General features: G+C 68.2%; 16 protein-coding genes. 10 read left to right on the top strand and 6 right to left on the bottom strand.

Annotated elements, in window-relative coordinates; translation table 11 throughout:
• Positions 1 to 263: 263 nt before the first annotated feature.
• From GGR48_RS08465 to GGR48_RS08435, 7 genes are all read left to right on the top strand, one after another.
• On the top strand, positions 264 to 1115 hold the full coding sequence (locus GGR48_RS08465; protein WP_183951474.1) for a TorF family putative porin: 852 nt from the start codon (positions 264 to 266) through the stop codon (positions 1113 to 1115).
• Positions 1116 to 1223: 108 nt separating this feature from the next.
• The gene (gene kdpF / locus GGR48_RS08460; protein WP_037531783.1) at positions 1224 to 1313 is read left to right on the top strand and encodes a K(+)-transporting ATPase subunit F; all 90 of its coding nucleotides are present in this window, start codon (positions 1224 to 1226) and stop codon (positions 1311 to 1313) included.
• A 12-nt stretch (positions 1314 to 1325) separates the two neighbouring features.
• Entirely contained in the window at positions 1326 to 3029 is a 1704-nt protein-coding gene (gene kdpA / locus GGR48_RS08455; protein WP_183951473.1) for a potassium-transporting ATPase subunit KdpA, read from the top strand.
• Between the two features lie 15 nt (positions 3030 to 3044).
• The gene (kdpB, locus tag GGR48_RS08450) at positions 3045 to 5081 is read left to right on the top strand and encodes a potassium-transporting ATPase subunit KdpB (protein WP_183951472.1); all 2037 of its coding nucleotides are present in this window, start codon (positions 3045 to 3047) and stop codon (positions 5079 to 5081) included.
• A gap of 130 nt (positions 5082 to 5211) precedes the next feature.
• Positions 5212 to 5784 carry a potassium-transporting ATPase subunit KdpC gene (gene kdpC / locus GGR48_RS08445; protein ID WP_183951471.1) on the top strand — a complete coding sequence of 191 codons (573 nt, stop codon included), beginning with the start codon at positions 5212 to 5214 and terminating at the stop codon, positions 5782 to 5784.
• Positions 5781 to 8462, top strand: coding sequence for a sensor histidine kinase (locus GGR48_RS08440; protein WP_183951470.1), 2682 nt, complete (start codon positions 5781 to 5783; stop codon positions 8460 to 8462). The genes kdpC and GGR48_RS08440 overlap by 4 nt, the downstream gene beginning before the upstream one ends.
• Positions 8462 to 9148, top strand: a complete 687-nt coding sequence (locus tag GGR48_RS08435; RefSeq protein ID WP_183951469.1) for a response regulator transcription factor — start codon at positions 8462 to 8464, stop codon at positions 9146 to 9148. The genes GGR48_RS08440 and GGR48_RS08435 overlap by 1 nt, the downstream gene beginning before the upstream one ends.
• 126 nt (positions 9149 to 9274) lie before the next feature.
• Here GGR48_RS08435 and map read toward each other — a convergent pair whose 3' ends face one another.
• From map to nhaA, 4 genes are read right to left on the bottom strand one after another with little or no spacing between them, the layout of a single operon-like run.
• Positions 9275 to 10039: a type I methionyl aminopeptidase gene (map, locus tag GGR48_RS08430; protein ID WP_183951468.1), complete on the bottom strand. Its 765-nt coding sequence runs from the start codon at positions 10037 to 10039 to the stop codon at positions 9275 to 9277.
• A 1-nt stretch (position 10040) separates the two neighbouring features.
• Positions 10041 to 10250, bottom strand: a complete 210-nt coding sequence (locus tag GGR48_RS08425; protein ID WP_007404884.1) for a ParD-like family protein — start codon at positions 10248 to 10250, stop codon at positions 10041 to 10043.
• 40 nt (positions 10251 to 10290) lie between these two features.
• On the bottom strand, positions 10291 to 10650 hold the full coding sequence (locus GGR48_RS08420; RefSeq protein ID WP_183951467.1) for a YbaN family protein: 360 nt from the start codon (positions 10648 to 10650) through the stop codon (positions 10291 to 10293).
• 53 nt (positions 10651 to 10703) lie between these two features.
• On the bottom strand, positions 10704 to 11885 hold the full coding sequence (gene nhaA, locus GGR48_RS08415; protein ID WP_183951466.1) for a Na+/H+ antiporter NhaA: 1182 nt from the start codon (positions 11883 to 11885) through the stop codon (positions 10704 to 10706).
• Positions 11886 to 12177: 292 nt separating this feature from the next.
• Between nhaA and lldD the strand changes: the two genes are divergently transcribed.
• Complete coding sequence (gene lldD, locus GGR48_RS08410; protein ID WP_183951465.1) at positions 12178 to 13338, top strand: FMN-dependent L-lactate dehydrogenase LldD; 1161 nt, start codon at positions 12178 to 12180, stop codon at positions 13336 to 13338.
• 9 nt (positions 13339 to 13347) lie between these two features.
• Here the strand turns inward: lldD and GGR48_RS08405 are convergent, their stop codons facing one another.
• Positions 13348 to 14853, bottom strand: a complete 1506-nt coding sequence (locus GGR48_RS08405; RefSeq protein WP_183951464.1) for an MFS transporter — start codon at positions 14851 to 14853, stop codon at positions 13348 to 13350.
• A gap of 214 nt (positions 14854 to 15067) precedes the next feature.
• On the opposite strand from GGR48_RS08405, the gene GGR48_RS08400 reads away from it, so the two are divergent.
• Together GGR48_RS08400 and GGR48_RS08395 are read left to right on the top strand one after the other, a co-directional pair.
• Entirely contained in the window at positions 15068 to 15454 is a 387-nt protein-coding gene (locus GGR48_RS08400) for a hypothetical protein (protein ID WP_183951463.1), read from the top strand.
• 59 nt (positions 15455 to 15513) lie between these two features.
• The gene (locus GGR48_RS08395; RefSeq protein WP_183951462.1) at positions 15514 to 15714 is read left to right on the top strand and encodes a hypothetical protein; all 201 of its coding nucleotides are present in this window, start codon (positions 15514 to 15516) and stop codon (positions 15712 to 15714) included.
• A 200-nt stretch (positions 15715 to 15914) separates the two neighbouring features.
• On the opposite strand, the gene GGR48_RS08390 is transcribed toward GGR48_RS08395, so the two are convergent.
• On the bottom strand, positions 15915 to 16568 hold the full coding sequence (locus GGR48_RS08390) for an alpha/beta fold hydrolase (protein ID WP_183951461.1): 654 nt from the start codon (positions 16566 to 16568) through the stop codon (positions 15915 to 15917).
• Positions 16569 to 16580 lie beyond the last annotated feature (12 nt).

Genomic DNA, 16580 nt, shown 5'->3' with positions numbered 1-16580 from the left:
CCCTGCAAGGGGAGGTGGCAGGGCGAAGCCCTGACGGAGGGGTGTCCCGCTCGGTGAGGGTTTGCTTCCCTCGCAACCGGGGACACCCCTCCACCAGCTTCGCTGGTCCCCCTCCCCTTGCAGAGGAGGAATGAATGGGGCGCTATACGCCGTCTATATGCGAAACCGGGGGATCGCACTCGAATTGCTACGCCCCACGGGCCTAATTGCTCGGCCCTGGAGGTCGCCCCACTCATCCCGGCGGCCTGTCCATAGGGGCATATATGAAGACCATCACCTTTTGCGCCGCCACGGCGCTGTTCGTGCTTCCGGCCGCTGCATCGGCGCAGACCGCCGAGACCGCGCCGCCGCCGCCCGTGACCGTCAGCGGCTCGGCCGCGATCGTCTCCGACTATCGCCTGCGCGGCATTTCGCAGTCGGACGGGCATATGGCGGTGCAGGCCGGCATCACCGCCGCCCATGAGAGCGGCCTGTATGTCGGCACCTGGGCGTCGAACCTGGCGGGGTGGGGCACGTTCGGCGGCGCGAACATGGAGCTGGACCTGATCGGTGGGTACAAGACGAAGATCAGCCCGACCGGCACGCTGGACGTCGGCCTGACCTGGTACATGTACCCGGGCGGCGCGAACAAGACCGACTATGCCGAGCCTTTCGCCAAGCTGTCGGGCACGACCGGCCCGGTCTCGCTGACCGCCGGTGTCGCCTATGCGCCCAAGCAGCAGGCGATCGGCAAATGGTACAATAACGGCGCCAGTGCCGCCGCCGGCGTCTATGACCATCCCGGCGCGAAGAGCGACAATCTCTATCTTTGGGGCGACGGCGCGGCGGCGATCGCCGGCACGCCGTTCACCGCCAAGGCGCATATCGGCCATAGCTGGGGCATGGACGGGCTCGGCCCCAACGCCACCGCGCCGACACCGACCGGCGATTATTGGGACTGGTCGCTGGGCGCGGACACGACGTGGCGTAACCTGACGCTGGGCGTCGCCTGGGTCGATACCAGCATCTCCGACCGCGACGCCGCCTATCTGCGGCCGAGCTTCAGCAAGGGGCAGGACGGCACCGGCAATATCGCGGGCAGCACCGTCCTCGCCACTTTGACCGCCGCCTTCTGAGGAGCATCGCCATGGACGATCTGATCTGGCTGTTGGTCATGGCCGGGCTGGTGGCGGCGACGCTCGCCTATGCCCGCCTGTGCGACCATGCATGAGGAGGGCTGAGCCATGACCCTCGACCTGTGGCTGGCGGCGCTGACCGCGCTCGGCCTGCTCGTCTATCTGGTGGCGGTGCTGATCCGCCCCGAACGTTTTTAAGGAGGCGGCATCATGACGCTTCAGGGATGGGCCCTGATATTGGGCTTCGTCGCGATCCTGCTCGCGCTGACCAAGCCGGTCGGCGCGTGGCTGTTCGCACTCTACGAGGGGCGGCGCACGCCCCTGCATGTCGTTCTCGGCCCCGTCGAGCGCGGCTTCTACAAGCTGGCGGGTATCGACCCGAACGCGCAGCAGGGCTGGCGGCGCTATGCGCTGCACATGCTGATCTTCAACGTCGCGTTGATGGTCTTCACCTATGCGGTGCTGCGCCTGCAATATTACCTGCCGGGCAATCCGCAGGGGCTGGCCGGGCTGACGCCGCATCTGGCGTTCAACACCGCGATCAGCTTCACCACCAACACCAACTGGCAAAGCTATGGCGGCGAGTCGACCATGTCGAACCTGTCCCAGATGCTGGGCCTGACCATCCACAATTTCCTGTCGGCGGCGACGGGCATCGCGCTGGCCTTTGCGCTGTTCCGCGGGTTCGCGGGGCGTGAAGCGAAGACGATCGGCAATTTCTGGGCCGATATGACGCGCGTCACCCTGTATCTGCTGCTCCCGATATGCGTCGTCTACACCGTCTTCCTGATCGCCAGCGGCGTGCCGCAGACCATGGCGGGCGTCGTCAGCGTCGACACGCTGGAGGGCGTGCGCCAGTCGATCCTGCTCGGCCCCGTCGCGAGCCAGGAAGCGATCAAGATGCTCGGCACCAATGGCGGCGGCTTCTTCAACGCCAACAGCGCGCATCCGTTCGAGAACCCGACCGCGCTGACCAACTTCGTCCAGATGCTGTCGATCTTCGTCATCGGTTTCGGCCTGACCTGGTGCTTCGGCAACGCGGTCGGCAACACACGGCAGGGCTGGGCGATCCTGGCAGCGATGATCCTATTGTTCTTGGGCGGCGTCAGCGTGGCCTATTGGGCCGAAGCGGCGGGCAATCCCGTGCTGCACCAGCTGGGCGTCGCGGGTGGCAATATGGAGGGCAAGGAGGTCCGCTTCGGCGTCGCCGCCTCGGCCCTGTTCGCGGCCGTCACCACGGCGGCGTCATGCGGCGCGGTCAATGCGATGCATGACAGCTTCACCGCGCTGGGCGGCATGATCCCGCTGTTCAACATGCAGCTGGGCGAGGTCGTCATCGGCGGCGTGGGCGCGGGCATCTACGGCTTCCTGCTGTTCGCCATCCTGGCGGTGTTCGTCGCCGGCCTGATGGTCGGTCGCACGCCCGAATATGTCGGCAAGAAGATCGAGAGCCGCGAAGTAAAACTCGCCGTGCTCGCCATCGCCGTGCTGCCGCTGTTCATCCTCGGCCTGACCGCGCTGTCGTGCGTGACGGGGCAGGGGCTGGCCGGGCCGCTCAACAAGGGACCGCATGGTTTCGGCGAAATCCTCTATGCCTTTACCAGCGCGGTGGCGAACAACGGCTCGGCCTTTGCGGGCCTGACCGCCGCGACCCCCTGGTATGACGGTCTGCTGGGCGTCGCCATGTGGGTGGGCCGCTTCTTCATCATCGTGCCGATGCTCGCGATCGCGGGCAGCCTGGCGGCGAAGAAGCATGTCCCCGCCTCGGCCGGCTCCTTCCCGACCACGGGTGTGCTGTGGGTCGGTCTGCTCGTCGGCATCGTGCTGGTGCTGGGCGGCCTGACCTTCCTGCCGAGCCTCGCCCTTGGTCCCATCGCCGATCATCTCGCGATGATCCGCGGTCAACTCTTCTGATCGGGAGCGCCAGACATGGCCCATTCCCCTACCAAGAGCCTGTTCACCGCCGAGCTGGTGCTCCCGGCGATCAAGGCCTCGTTCGTCAAACTCAATCCCCGCGAACTGATCCGCAACCCGGTGATGTTCGTGACCGCGGTGGTCGCCGCGCTCCTGACCATCCTGCTCGTCGTCGGGCATGACGGGCTGACCACCGGCTTCAAGCTGCAGCTCGTCGTCTGGCTGTGGCTGACCGTGCTCTTCGGCACCTTTGCCGAGGCGCTGGCCGAAGGGCGTGGCAAGGCGCAGGCGGCCTCGCTTCGCGCCGCCAAGGCCGAACTGACCGCCAAGCGGCTGAAGGGCGCGGGCCAGGAGTGGGAGAATGTCCCCGCCAGCGCGCTGAAGATCGGCGACGTGGTGCTGGTCGAGACCGGCGAGCTGATCCCCTCGGACGGTGAAGTCGTCGCCGGTGTCGCTTCGGTCAACGAAGCCGCGATCACCGGTGAGAGCGCGCCGGTCATCCGCGAGGCGGGTGGCGACCGTTCGGCGGTGACGGCGGGCACGCGTGTCATCTCCGATGAGATCCGGGTGCGCGTCACCGTCAATCCGGGGCAGGGTTTCCTCGACCGCATGATCGCGCTGGTCGAGGGGGCCGAGCGCCAGAAGACGCCGAACGAGGTGGCACTGACCATATTGCTCGTCGGCCTGACCATCATCTTCCTGATCGCGGTCGGCACCATTCCGGGCTTTGCCTCCTATGCGGGCGGCAGCATCCCGGTGGCGATCCTGGCCGCGCTGCTCATCACCCTGATCCCGACGACCATCGCGGCGCTGCTGTCGGCGATCGGTATCGCAGGCATGGATCGTCTGGTCCGCTTCAACGTGCTCGCCAAGTCGGGCCGTGCGGTCGAGGCGGCGGGCGACGTCGACGTGCTGCTGCTCGACAAGACGGGCACCATCACCATTGGCGATCGTCAGGCGAGCGAGTTCCGCGCCGTCGGTGGTTCGGATGTCGATGCACTGGCCGAGGCGGCATTGATGGCCAGCCTGGCGGACGAAACCCCCGAGGGCCGCTCGATCGTCGTCCTGGCGCGCGAGCAGTTCAAGGTGTCGATCGCCAGCCTGCCCGCAGACGCCGAGATCATTCCCTTCACCGCCCAGACGCGTATCTCGGGCGTGAAGATCGGCGATCGGCTGATCCAGAAGGGCGCGGTCGACTCGATCCTGCGTGCTCATCCGGGTGTTGGTGAGACGGCGGCGGCGACCCAGCTGCGCCGCATCACCGACGAGATCGCCCGCGCCGGTGGCACGCCGCTGGCGGTGGCGGAAAACGGCCGGTTGCTGGGCGCGATCTTCCTGAAGGACGTGGTCAAGGCGGGCATCCGCGAACGTTTCGGCGAGCTGCGCCGCATGGGCATCCGCACGGTGATGATCACCGGCGACAACCCCCTGACCGCCGCCGCCATCGCCGCCGAAGCGGGGGTGGACGACTTCCTCGCCCAGGCCACACCGGAGGACAAGCTGGCGTTGATCCGGCAGGAACAGCAGGGCGGCAAGCTGGTCGCGATGTGCGGCGACGGCACCAACGATGCGCCCGCGCTGGCGCAGGCGGATGTCGGCGTCGCGATGAACACCGGCACCCAGGCCGCGCGCGAAGCGGGCAACATGGTCGATCTGGACAGCGATCCGACCAAGCTGATCGAGGTCGTCGGCCTCGGCAAGCAGCTGCTGATGACACGCGGCGCGCTGACGACCTTCTCAGTCGCCAATGACGTGGCGAAATATTTCGCGATCATCCCGGCGATGTTCGTGGCGCTCTATCCGGGCCTCGGCGTGCTGAACGTCATGGGTCTGGCGACGCCGCAATCGGCGATCCTGAGCGCGATCATCTTCAACGCGCTCATCATTCCGCTGCTCGTGCCGCTGGCGCTGAAGGGTGTGGCCTACAAGCCGATGGGGGCGGGGCCGCTGCTGGCGCGCAATCTCGCCGTCTATGGCCTGGGCGGCCTGATCGCGCCGTTCGTCGGCATCAAGATCATCGACCTTGTGGTCGGTGGCCTCGGGCTGGCGTGAGTTGAGGGCAAAAGCCCCTCCCCTTCAGGGGAGGGGTTGGGGTGGGGCCTTTCCCCAAGCGTTACGTTTGCGACGGCGCCCCACCCCCTACCCCTCCCCTGAAGGGGAAGGGCTTGAGGAAGGAAATATCATGAACACGGACATTACCTCCGCATTTCGGCCCGCGATCATCATGACGATCCTGTTCGCGATCCTGCTCGGCTTGGTCTATCCTCTGGCGATGACCGGCATCGGACAGGCAATCTTTCCGCATCAGGCGAATGGCAGTTTGGTGCGCGTCGGTGGCCGCGTGATCGGCTCCGAGGTCGTCGGCCAGGCGTTCACCAGCGACCGCTACTTCCAGACGCGCCCCTCGGCGGCGGGCAAGGGCTATGACGGGCTGGCCTCGTCGGGCTCGAACCTGGGGGTGACGTCGCAGGCGCTGGCCGACCGGGTGAAGGCCGATGTCGCCAAGCGGCGTGCCGAGGGTGTGATGGGCGCGATGCCCGCCGATCTCGTCACCGCCAGCGGATCGGGGCTCGACCCCGATCTATCGCCCGCCGCTGCCCTGGCGCAGGCGGCGCGTATCGCCCGCGCCCGTGGCTTGGGCGTCGAGCAGGTCCGCGCGCTGGTCGTCGCGCATAGCGAGGACTCGGTCCTGGGCGACCCGCATGTCAACGTCCTGGCCCTCAACCGCGCGCTGGACGCCGCTTCCAAGCGATGACGGCAGGCGAGCCGCGCCCCGACCCCGATGCCCTGCTACGCGCCGCCGAGCGCGAGGGGCGCGGCCGCCTGAAAATCTTCCTCGGGGCGGCACCCGGCGTCGGCAAGACGTTCGAGATGCTGTCCGAAGGCGCCGCCCGACGACGCGACGGCGTCGATGTCGTCGTCGCGGTCGTGGAAACCCATGGCCGCGTCGAGACCGAGGCGCTGGTACGGGGCCAGGAGGTCATGCCCCGCCGCGCCGTCCCCTATGAGGGGCGGACGCTGCACGAGATGGACATCGATGCCGTCCTTGCCCGCGCGCCCCGCCTCGCGCTGGTCGACGAATTGGCGCACACCAACGCGCCGGGCAGCCGCCATCCCAAACGCTATCAGGATGTCGAGGAGCTGCTGGCGGCGGGGATCGACGTCTATTCGACCGTCAACATCCAGCACGTCGAAAGCCTGAACGACGTCGTCGCCAGCTTCACCCGCGTCCGCGTGCGCGAGACGGTGCCCGACCGCATCCTGGAGGCCGCCGAGATCGAGGTGGTCGACATCCCCCCCGACGAGCTGATCGAGCGGTTGAAGGCGGGCAAGGTCTATCTGCCGCAGGAAGCGACGCGGGCGCTGTCGCATTTCTTTTCCAAGTCCAACCTGTCGGCGTTGCGCGAACTGGCGCTTAGGCGCGCGGCGCAGGCGGTCGATGCGCAGATGCTCGACCATGTCCGCAGCCTTGGTGTGGGCGGGCAATGGGCGGCGGGCGAACGGCTGGTCGTGGCGGTCAGCGAACTGCCCGGCGCCGACGAACTGGTCCGCGCCGCCAAGCGCACCGCCGACGCGCTGCGGGCACCCTGGACCGCGCTGTTCATCGACACGCCGCGCACCGCGACCTTGGGCGAGGCACAGCACCGGCGACTGGCGGCGACGATGACGCTGGCGACGCAACTGGGCGCGGCGGTGGCGACGGTCCCCGCGCCCAGCGTGGTCGAGGGCATCCGCGCCTTCCTGACCGACGCGCGCGCCACGCAGCTGGTCGTCGGCAAGGCCAAACGGTCACGCTGGTTCGAGCTGCGTCACGGTTCGGTGGTCGATCGGCTGGTGCGCGAGACGCCGGGCGTCACCGTCCATGTCCTGCCGGTGGGCGAGGCGCCGGTCGGGCGGGAGCGTACCAAGCGGCGCGGGCAATGGGGATCGCCCACCGGCTATGCGCTGACGCTGGCGGGGGTGACGGGCGTCACCGGGCTGGCGAGCGCGCTGTTCCATATCCTGAACTTGGGCAATGTCGCGCTGCTCTATCTGCTGCCGGTCATGGCGGCGGCGAGCCTTTATGGCCTGCGTACGGGCCTGTTCGCCGGCATCGCGTCGAGCCTGGCCTACAACTTCTTCTTCCTGCCCCCCGTCGGCACGCTGAGCGTCAGCAACCCAGAGAATATCATCTCGATCTTCGTCCTGCTGGGCGTCGCCGTCGCGACCAGCCAGCTGACCTCGCGGGTACGCGCGCAGGCCGATCTGGCGGCAGCGAGTGCGCGCGACAATGCGACGCTGGCGGGGTTCCTCCACCGCCTGAGCGGCCTGGCCGACCCGGCCGAGGCGTCGCGCGTGATCTGCGAAGACATCGCCCGGCTGTTCGAGGTGCAGGCGGTGCTGCTCACGCCGTCACCCGCCGGGCTGGCGGTACAGGCGGCGACCAAGCCCGATTACCGGCTGGAGACGATGGAGATGGCCGCCGCGCACTGGGCGTTCGACACCGGCACGCCGGCGGGCAAGGGATCGGCGACGCTGGCCGCGTCCGAATGGCTGTTCCAGCCGCTCAAGGCGGGCAACCGAACATTGGCCGTGCTGGGGCTGGCGCGCGAGGCGGGGGGCGAGCCAGTGCGCGCCGATCGCCTGCCGCTGTTGACGGGGTTGATCGACCAGGCCGCGCTGATCCTCGAACGGCTGCGGCTGGAGGCGGAGGTGCGCGATGTCGATGCGGTGCGCACCCGCGACCGCTTGCGGGCGGCGCTATTGTCTTCCGTCAGCCATGACCTGCGCACGCCGCTGACCGCGGTGGTGGCCGCCGCCGCGCAACTGCGGCAGGGGGCGACGCCCGACCTGATTTCAACCATCGAGGGGGAGGCGGCGCGGCTCAATCGCTTCGTCGCCAATCTGCTCGACATGGCGCGGGTCGAGGCGGGGGCGCTGAAGCTGAAAATCGAGGCGATCGACTTGAGCGACGCTGTGACGGGTGCCGCGCATGACGCCCGCCGCGCGCTGGAGGGCCATGCGGTGCGGCTCGACGTACCGCCCGACTTGCCACTGGTCCGCGCCGATCCCCAGTTGCTGCACCACTGTCTGCTCAACCTGCTCGACAATGCCGGTCGTTATGGCAATCCGGGGACCGAGATCGTGATCGAGGGGCGGCACCGCCACGGGTCTTTGCGCCTCTCGGTGCTCGACCATGGCCCCGGCCTGCCGCCGGGCCGCGAGGCGGAAGTGTTCGAGACGTTCCGGCGGCTGGAGGGCTCCGACCGGGTGGTCGGGGGAACAGGCCTGGGCCTCGCCATCGTCAAGGCCTTTGCCGAGGCGATGGGTCTGAGCGTAGAGGCGGGCAATCGCGAGGATGGCGAGGGCGCGGCGTTCGCGCTGTGCTTTCCGCGCGAGCTTATCATGCGCGACCTTGTCATGGGTGACGGGGCGCCGGAGGGAATGGCCTGATGCCCGCGACGATCTTGGTGGTGGATGACGAAGTCGCGATCCGCCGCCTGCTGCGCAACACGCTGGAACAGGCGGGGCATCAGGTGGTCGAGGCGCGCGACGGGCGCGAGGCGCTGGCGCGCGCGGCGGCGGATCACCCCGATGCGGTGCTGCTCGACCTGGGACTGCCCGACCGCGACGGGCTCAGCCTGATCCCGCTCTTGCGCGGACAGGGGGAGCGGGTAGTGCTGGTCGTCTCGGCACGCGAGGCGACCGAGGAGAAGGTCGCGGCGCTCGACCTGGGGGCCGACGATTATGTGACCAAGCCGTTCGACAGCGAGGAATTGCTCGCCAGGCTGCGCGTCGCGCTGCGCCATGCCCGCGCGGCCGAAGCGGCGCCCCGGATTGTGAAGACGGGCGATCTGGCGATTGATCTCGACCGCCGGCTGGTGACGCGCAGCGGCGAGGAGCAGCATCTGACGCGCAAGGAGTATGACGTGCTGGCGATGCTGGCCCGCCATCCCGGCCGGGTGGTGACGCATGACAGGATCATCGACGCCGCCTGGGGCGGGGATGAGGACCCGCGCATCGATTATCTGCGGATCGTCGTGCGCAACCTGCGCCAGAAGCTGGAGGCGCCGCAGCCGGTGGGCAGCGTCATCGCGAACGAGCTGGGCGTCGGGTATCGGTTGCGGATGGAGGGGTGAAAATCCTCCCCTGTAAGGGGAGGTGGCGCGCGCAGCGCGTCGGAGGGGTGTCCCCTTCTCGATAGCGCGACACCCCTCCGTCAGGCCTTTGGCCTGCCACCGCCCCTTACAGGGGAGGAAAGTGGATCAGCCCGCCGTCTCGCCCTCTCGCAGCGTCAGCACCTCGACCCCCTTGGCCGTCACCGCGACGGTATGCTCGAACTGCGCCGAGAGCTTCCCGTCATTGGTCACCACCGTCCAGCCATCCTCGGCGGTCGATACGCGGTGGGTGCCGGCGTTGATCATCGGCTCGATGGTGAAGGTCATGCCTTCGCGCAGCGCCGGGCCGGTGCCGGGGCGGCCGAAATGGAGGATGTTTGGCTCCTCATGCATTTCGCGCCCGATGCCATGGCCGCAATAATCGCGCACCACCGAACAGCCATGCGCCTTGGCATGGCGTTCGATCGCCGCGCCGATGTCGCCGAGCCGCGCGCCCGGGCGGACCTGCGTGATGCCCTTCCACATCGCGGCCTGCGCGACGCGCACGATCTTGCGCGCGGCGGGCGAGACCTCGCCGACCATATAGGTCTTGCTCGAATCGGCGATGAAGCCGTTCTTTTCCAGCGTGATGTCCAGGTTCACGATGTCGCCGTCGCGGATCATATCGTCCGCGCTCGGCACGCCGTGGCACACCACCTGGTTGATCGAGCTGTTGAGCACATAGGCAAAGCCATATTGCCCCTTGCTGGCGGGGCGGGCGGCCAGGTCGTGGGTGATGTACCGCTCGACCAGATCGTTGACCGCCAGCGTCGACATGCCGGCAAGTGACAGCCCGTCCAGCATCTCGAACACGCGCGCCAGCAGCCGTCCCGACACGCGCATCAACGCCAGCTCGTCCGATGTCTTGATCATGTCAGGCGACCAGCGTCGCTGTCGGCGGAGCGATGTCGGCGGCGGCCATCTGCGCCTTCACGATCTCGTGGAAGCTCAGCGTCGGATTGGCTTCGGCCAGCATGCCCATCTTCATCCAGAATTCGGCCTGCGCATTGATCGACCGGCACATGACGGTGCTGGCGCGGCGGATGTCTTCGTGAAGCTGATCGTCGATTTTAACAATGCCCATATACGGAGCGTATATGGTCCGTATATCCGAAGCGCAACCGTCAGTGGCCGGGTCGCGACAGGACGAAGGCCGCACAGCCGCCCATCACCGTCGCCACCAGCAGGGCGAGCCCCGGTCCCGGCCGCGCGCCGAGCAGGAACAGCCCATAGCCCAGGCCCATGCCTCCACAGGCCATCGCCTTGGCCCGGGGACCGATCGCACCACGCTCCCGCCAGTCGCGTAAGGTGGGGCCGAAGCGCGGATGGTTCAGCAACCACGCCTCCAGCCGGGGCGAGGAGCGGGCGAAGCACCCGGCCGCCAGGATCAGGAAGATCGTCGTCGGCATCAGCGGCAGGACGGCCCCGACCATGCCGAGCCCGACGAACAGGCATCCCAGGGCAAGCCAGCCGAGCCGTATCATGTCGGTTGCGTACCGCGTCGCCGCCGCCATGGCAAAGCCAAAGCCGGTCCGGCCTAGCGCGCCTCACCCTCCCGCCCGGCGCGCCGCAGCACGGCATAGCCGAGCACGCCGGACAGGATCGATCCCATCAGCACGCCGATCTTCGCCTCCGCCTGAAGCAGCGGATCGGTGGGAAAGGCCAGCAGCGTGATGAAGATGCTCATGGTGAAACCGATCCCGCAGAGCAGCGCCATCCCGAACAACTGCCCCTGGCTGGCATGGGCGGGGCGGTCGGCGAGGCCCAGGCGCACGGCCAGGCTGGTCATCCCGAACACGCCGGCGACCTTGCCGGCCAGCAAGCCCAGCCCGACGCCGAGCGTCACCGGCGACAGCAGCGCACCGGCGGGCAGGCCCAGCACGGGCACCCCGGCATTGGCCAGCCCGAACAGGGGCAGGATCAGAAAGCCGACGGGCGCGTGCAACCGGTGCTCCAGCCGGTGAAGCGGACTGTCGCGATGGTCGTGATCGGACCGCGCCGGCGTGCGCCGCATCGGGATGGTCAGCGCCAGCAGCACGCCGGCGATCGTCGCATGGATGCCCGACCGCCACACGAACAGCCACAGAATGACCCCCACCAAAAGATAGGGCGCCAGGGCCCTGACCTTGAAGCGGTTGAAGCCGATCAGCACGGCGAGCGTGAGCGCCGCACCCGCCAGATCGATGACCGAGACGCCGCTGGTATAGAATAGCGCGATGATCACGACCGCGCCGAGATCGTCGATGATCGCCAGCGCCGCCAGAAAGACACGCAGCGAGGCGGGCACTCGGTCGCCGACCAGCGTGATCACCGCCAGCGCGAAGGCGATGTCGGTCGCGGTGGGGATCGCCCATCCCTCCGTCACGCCATGATGATTGAAGGCGAGGTAGATGATCGCCGGGAACAGCATCCCGCCCAGCGCCGCGATGCCGGGCAGGATGCGCCGGGGCCAGCTGGACAATTGTCCGTCCAGCATCTCGCGCTTGATCTCCAGTCCGACGAGCAGGAAGAAGATCGCCATCAGCCCGTCATTGATCATGTGGCCGACCGAGAAGGGGCCGATGCCCGCATGCAGCAGATGCTCATAGGCGTGGCGCAGCGGCGAATTGGCGATCAGCAGCGCGATCGCGGCGGCGGCCATCAGGACGATGCCCGACGAACTCTGGCCGTTCAGGAAGCGGCGAATGGCGCTGACGGGGCGCGGGGACAGGACGGGCATGACAAAGGGCTTCCGCAAGATCGGATATCGCTGGCGGCCCGACCAGCGCACGAACCTGCCCACCGTTCCCGTGGACACCCGGCACCGCTATCGCATTGTCGCACGGCCTGGCGCAAGGGGCCCGCCCCGCCCCGCCCCCCGCCCAGCCCTAGCACCGCCATTGACGACGGCCATGGATCGGCGTGTAGGGAAGGGGATGTCGCGGGCGAGCGACGATAGGTGAGGACAGTCGGATGCGCGATCGAACCACGACAGGGGCCGGTGCGGCCCGCAGCGCGGCGGGTGTCTGGGCATGAGGAAGGCCGCCTCCGCACTCGATTATCGTACGCTGGCCAAGCGCCGCCTGCCGCCCTTCCTGTTCGAATATATCGATGGCGGCTCCTATGCCGAGGTGACGCTGCGCCGGAACATCGCCGATCTGGAGGCGGTGGCGCTGCGCCAGCGAATCCTGCGCGACGTGTCGAGCATCGACGTCTCGACCACCCTGTTCGGCCGCCGTCAGGCTTTGCCGGTGGCGCTCGCGCCGGTCGGGCTGGCGGGCATGAACGCGCGGCGCGGCGAGGTGCAGGCGGCGCGCGCGGCGGAGGCGGCGGGGGTGCCCTTTTGCCTGTCCACCGTCTCGGCCTGTCCGCTCGACGAGGTGGCGGCGGCGGTCGCCGATCCCTTCTGGTTCCAGCTCTACATGATCCGCGACCGGGGCTTCATGCGCGAATTGCTGGCCAAGGCGAAGGCGCTGGGCTGCTCCGCGCTTGTCTTCACCGTCGACATGCCGGTGCCTGGATCGCGCTACCGCGACTATCATTCGGGGCTGGCGGGCAATCCGGGCCTGAGCGGTGCGCTGCGCCGCATGTGGCAGGGCGTGACACATCCGCGCTGGGCCTGGGACGTGGGCGTCCATGGCCGCCCGCACCAGCTGGGCAATGTCGCGCCGGTGCTGGGCAAGAATACCGGCCTGGAGGATTTCTTCGCCTGGATGCGTAACAATTTCGATCCGACCGTCAGCTGGCGGGACCTGGATTTCATCCGCGACGTCTGGGACGGCCCGCTGATCATCAAGGGTATCCTTGATACCGAGGATGCGCGCGCCGCCGCCGAGATCGGCGCGGACGGGATCGTCGTCTCGAACCATGGCGGGCGTCAGCTGGACGGCGTGCTGTCCAGCGCCCGCGCGCTGCCGCCGATCGCCGAGGCTGTGGGCGACCGGCTGACCGTACTGGCCGATGGCGGGGTGCGATCGGGGCTGGACGTGGTGCGGCTGTTGGCGCTGGGGGCGAAAGGCGTGCTGCTGGGCCGCGCCTGGGTCTATGCGCTGGCGGGCGGCGGGCAGGCGGGGGTGGCGCATCTGCTCCGGCTGGTCGAGGCGGAGATGCGGGTCGCCATGGCGCTGACCGGCGCGACCGATGTCAGCCATATCACACCCGACATCCTCGCGACGCGCCCGCCCGGCCTGTAGCGCGAGGGCCTATTTTTCCTCCACCGCGTGATGGCCGCTCATCGCCTCGCCGGCATCGGGGGCGAAGCGGCGGTTCCAGATGAGTGCCGAGGCCGAGATGGTCGCGACCACGACAAAGGCGATCGAGAAGTCGATCAGTGCCGGCTGGCCGCGTCCGCTGGCCCAGCTGCCCAGTTCCAGCACGGTCGCGGCGGTGCAGATGCCCAGCGACAGGGTCAGTTGCTGGAAGGTCGCGTAGAAGCTCGTCGCCGCGCTCATCCGATCCTTGTCGATATCGGCATAGGCGATCGCGTTATAGCCGGTGAACTGGAACGAGGTGAAGAAACCCGACACGACCAGCACCGCCATGATCGCCGGCACCGCCCAGTCGGGACGGAACAGCGCGCAGGTGGCATAGCCGGCGCTGCTGGCCAGGCCCGACACGATCAGGCTGCGGCGAAACCCCCAGCGACGCAGCACGCGCGGCGCCAGCGCCTTCATCGCCAGCGCCCCGATCGCGCCGGCGATGGTGATCGTGCCGGTCTTGGCCGCCGACAGGCCGAAGCCGATCTGGAACATCAGCGGCAGCAGGAAGGGCTGCGCACCCTGGGTGATCCGGGTCAGCGACCCGCCGATCACCGACAGGCGGAAGGTCGGCACCCGCATCAGCGTGGGGTCGAGGATCGGCTCGCGCGTGTGGCGGGCGTGACGGATATAGATCAGCCCCAGCACGAGGCCGACCAGCAACAGGCCGATGGCGACCAGCCCCGTGCCCGGCCGGCTCGCCAGCTCGAACCCGAAGAGCAGGCAACCCAGCGACGCGCCCGACAGGATGAAGCCCGATATGTCAAACCGCGCCCGGGGGTCGCCGCGCACATCGGGGATCAGGAAGATCGACCCCAGCACCCCCAACAGGCCGATCGGGATGTTGAGATAGAAGATCCAGCGCCAGTCGAGCCAGGTGACGATGAAGCCCCCCAATGGCGGCCCCAGGATCGGCCCGGCGAGCGCGGGCATCACCAACCAGGACAGCGCCTGGACCATATCCTCCTTGGCGACGCTGCGCAGCAGGACGAGGCGGCCGACGGGGACCATCATCGCCCCGCCAATGCCCTGAATGAAGCGCGCGATGACCAGCATGGCCAGCGAGCCCGATTGCGCACAGGCGATCGAGCCGAGCAGGAACACCCCGATCGCCGAGCAGAAAATGGTCCGCGATCCGAACCGGTCGGCCAGCGTTCCGCTTGCGGGGATGAACGGCGCGAGCGCCAGCAGATAGCTGGTGAGTGCCAGGCTGAGACCCGTCGCCGGCGTGCCCAGGTCACGCGCCATGGTGGGGAGCGCGACGGTCAGCACGGTGCCGTCCAGTTGCTGCATGAATAGTGCGGAGGCGACGACCAGTGCAATGACCCGGTATCCGCGTGTCTGGACCGGCTCCTTGCTACCCGTGCCGCTCGTGACCGCCTCGACACCCGGTGCCAGACCATCGTTCACATCGGCACTCATCGAGGCCAGATTCCGCCGCCGCCACCGCATGCCTGTTATCTTTTCCTTTCGATCCGCCGCCTCAACGCAAGGGATGCGCGAGCGATCATCAGGGCCGTCAATGTGGCGACCGGAAACCCGTCACGGTGCGCATCGACGGGGCGATCGACCGCTGGGCCTGACCCCGTTGCGCCTCTTTTCACCGAATGGCAAATGAGATAATGATAATTACTAGCAATATAAAGTTGGTCGGAAGGTTCAGGAAATGGCTGCAGATACAAGGCTAAAGCCGCCCGACTCCGGGGTAGGCGCGCGTGCGACGGGCGATCTGATCAGCGCCGTCATGCGCACCTGGCGTACGGCGCGCGACGAGCATGGACCGGTGCAACAGAGATTGCACGCGATGCTCGCGCCCATGGGATGCGACATATTGGCGCCGGTGTTCGACAGCCTGATGACGCTGTGCGAAGCGGCGCTCGGACGGCCTTTCCGGGTCGGCCGCCAGCGTCTGTCGGCGGATGAGACCATGCTGATCGGACTGCTCGACGGAACCCGCTCGCGCGCCGCCTGTGTCGATTGTCCGCGCGCGACCGCATCCGCGCTGGACTGCGCACTATGTTCGACACGGATCATGCTGGCGCTGGCCCGCTAAGCGGCTGCGGGGACATTCGCGCGTCCGGTGCGTTGATGGCGGGTAACCAGGAGAGCGACATGCGCGACGACCCCATGAGCCCCGCCGAACCGCAGACCTTTTCCGACCTGCCGATCCAGCCGACCGGCTCGGGCGTGCAGGATCTGGAAATCGCCTATGAACAGATGCGCCTGTCGGAAGGGGAGGGCGTGACGGACACTGCGACCCTTCCCAGCGAAGCCAACAGCGCCGTGGCCAAATCCGAGGCGCATCCGAGTTAGGGTCGGCATTCGGCCCCAGCCGCCGTAATTCCTCCCCTATAAGGGGAGGGGGGCCATGCGAAGCATGGTGGAGGGGTGTCACCGGTTGCGCGTGGAAGCTGATCTCGCCAAGGGGGACACCCCTCCGTCAGGCCTTTCGGCCTGCCACCTCCCCTTGCAGGGGAGGAACAAGGTGGACGTCCATCGGCCCCCGACCGCGCTCAGGAGAGCCAGTCCCGGAGCAGCGCGGTCACCGCCCCCGGTCGTTCGATCGGGGCCAGGTGGCCGCATCGCGGGATCAGCTGAAAGTCCGCGCCCGGGATACGATCGGCCAGTGCGCGCGCATCCTCGGGCAGGCAGATGCGGTCTCGGTCGCCCACTGCGATTAGCGCGGGCATGGTCACAGCCGCGATGGCGGGTGCGATGTCGGGGCGGGCGAGGAGTGCGCGCTGCTGTCGCTCGAACACCGCCGTGCCGACCCGCTCGGCCATGGCCTGGACCGGGCCGCTGATGATCGGGGTCAGCATCGGATCGTCATGCGGCGCGGTCGCCAGCAACCCCTGCTCCGCCACGGTGCGCGGCCGCATCTGCATCGAGGCGCGGGTGCCGAACAGCGCCACGCGGGTAATCCGGTCGGGCGCCTGCCGGATCATCTCCAGCGCGACATAGCCGCCCAGGCTGACCCCGGCGACGGCGAAGCGCGGCGGGGCGTGGGCGAGTACGCGCGCCGCCATCGCCGCCAGACTGTCGTCGACGGTCAGGTCGCCCATCTGCGGATGAGCGATGTCGACCAGATCGGTGACCTGTCGGGCCCAAAGCTGGCCATCGCAACCCATGGCGGGCAGCAGGAGGAGCGGGACGGGGTGGCGCATCATCGCGGTTCTCCC

The organism is Sphingomonas pseudosanguinis (assembly GCF_014196255.1).
Lineage (GTDB): Bacteria > Pseudomonadota > Alphaproteobacteria > Sphingomonadales > Sphingomonadaceae > Sphingomonas > Sphingomonas pseudosanguinis.
This window is presented reverse-complemented; position numbering and strand designations above follow the sequence as displayed.

Coding starts and splice junctions, on each gene's coding strand:
- GGR48_RS08465 (WP_183951474.1), top strand. CDS start 264: ATGAAGACCATCACCTTTTGCGCCGCCACGGCGCTGTTCGTGCTTCCG.
- kdpF (WP_037531783.1), top strand. CDS start 1,224: ATGACCCTCGACCTGTGGCTGGCGGCGCTGACCGCGCTCGGCCTGCTC.
- kdpA (WP_183951473.1), top strand. CDS start 1,326: ATGACGCTTCAGGGATGGGCCCTGATATTGGGCTTCGTCGCGATCCTG.
- kdpB (WP_183951472.1), top strand. CDS start 3,045: ATGGCCCATTCCCCTACCAAGAGCCTGTTCACCGCCGAGCTGGTGCTC.
- kdpC (WP_183951471.1), top strand. CDS start 5,212: ATGAACACGGACATTACCTCCGCATTTCGGCCCGCGATCATCATGACG.
- GGR48_RS08440 (WP_183951470.1), top strand. CDS start 5,781: ATGACGGCAGGCGAGCCGCGCCCCGACCCCGATGCCCTGCTACGCGCC.
- GGR48_RS08435 (WP_183951469.1), top strand. CDS start 8,462: ATGCCCGCGACGATCTTGGTGGTGGATGACGAAGTCGCGATCCGCCGC.
- map (WP_183951468.1), bottom strand. CDS start 10,039: ATGATCAAGACATCGGACGAGCTGGCGTTGATGCGCGTGTCGGGACGG.
- GGR48_RS08425 (WP_007404884.1), bottom strand. CDS start 10,250: ATGGGCATTGTTAAAATCGACGATCAGCTTCACGAAGACATCCGCCGC.
- GGR48_RS08420 (WP_183951467.1), bottom strand. CDS start 10,650: ATGATACGGCTCGGCTGGCTTGCCCTGGGATGCCTGTTCGTCGGGCTC.
- nhaA (WP_183951466.1), bottom strand. CDS start 11,885: ATGCCCGTCCTGTCCCCGCGCCCCGTCAGCGCCATTCGCCGCTTCCTG.
- lldD (WP_183951465.1), top strand. CDS start 12,178: ATGAGGAAGGCCGCCTCCGCACTCGATTATCGTACGCTGGCCAAGCGC.
- GGR48_RS08405 (WP_183951464.1), bottom strand. CDS start 14,853: ATGCGGTGGCGGCGGCGGAATCTGGCCTCGATGAGTGCCGATGTGAAC.
- GGR48_RS08400 (WP_183951463.1), top strand. CDS start 15,068: ATGGCTGCAGATACAAGGCTAAAGCCGCCCGACTCCGGGGTAGGCGCG.
- GGR48_RS08395 (WP_183951462.1), top strand. CDS start 15,514: ATGCGCGACGACCCCATGAGCCCCGCCGAACCGCAGACCTTTTCCGAC.
- GGR48_RS08390 (WP_183951461.1), bottom strand. CDS start 16,568: ATGATGCGCCACCCCGTCCCGCTCCTCCTGCTGCCCGCCATGGGTTGC.